The organism is Corynebacterium sp. HMSC074E01 (genome assembly GCF_001808885.1).
Lineage (GTDB): Bacteria > Actinomycetota > Actinomycetes > Mycobacteriales > Mycobacteriaceae > Corynebacterium.
Window position 1 is genome coordinate 1 of the sequence record NZ_KV794831.1, and the last position, 901, is coordinate 901.

Genomic DNA, 901 nt, shown 5'->3' on the forward strand with positions numbered 1-901 from the left:
TGCTTGTGTGTTGTTGTTAGGTGAAGTGGTGTGGAAACGCCTACCGTAGAGGGTGATAGTCCCGTAGTTGAAGGCTTCAATGCATTAGTTGTTGGGTTGCCCGAGTAGCAGCGGGCTCGTGGAATCTGCTGTGAATCTGCCGGGACCACCCGGTAAGCCTAAATACTCAGTGTGACCGATAGTGTATTAGTACCGTGAGGGAATGGTGAAAAGTACCCCGGGAGGGGAGTGAAATAGTTCCTGAAACCATGTGCTTACAATCCGTCAGAGCACTTTTTATTGTGTGATGGCGTGCCTTTTGAAGAATGAGCCTGCGAGTCAGCGGCATGTCGCGAGGTTAACCCGTGTGGGGTAGCCGTAGGGAAACCGAATCCTAATGGGGTGTTTTAGTGGCATGTCCTGGACCCGAAGCGGGGTGATCTACCCATGGCCAGTGTGAAGCAGTAGTAAGATGCTGTGGAGGCGCGAACCCACGTAGGTTGAAAACTGCGGGGATGAGCTGTGGGTAGGGGTGAAAGGCCAATCAAACTCCGTGATAGCTGGTTCTCCCCGAAATGCATTTAGGTGCAGCGTCGCATGTAGCTTGGTGGAGGTAGAGCTACTGGTTGGTTGAGCGGGACTACAATCTTAGCAATGTCAGCCAAACTCCGAATGCCATCAATGTGTTGTGCGGCAGTGAGACTGTGGGGGATAAGCTTCATAGTCGAGAGGGAAACAGCCCAGATCGCCGGTTAAGGCCCCTAAGGGTGTGCTAAGTGGAAAAGGATGTGGGATCGCGAAGACAGCCAGGAGGTTGGCTTAGAAGCAGCCATCCTTGAAAGAGTGCGTAATAGCTCACTGGTCGAGTGGTCCTGCGCCGACAATGTAGTGGGGCTCAAGCACACCGCCGAAGCCGCGGCAA

At 53.4% G+C, this 901-nt stretch carries 1 rRNA gene; it reads left to right on the forward strand.

The window, feature by feature from the left end:
* Window positions 1-901, forward strand: a 23S ribosomal RNA gene (locus HMPREF2537_RS03735); the annotation flags it as partial.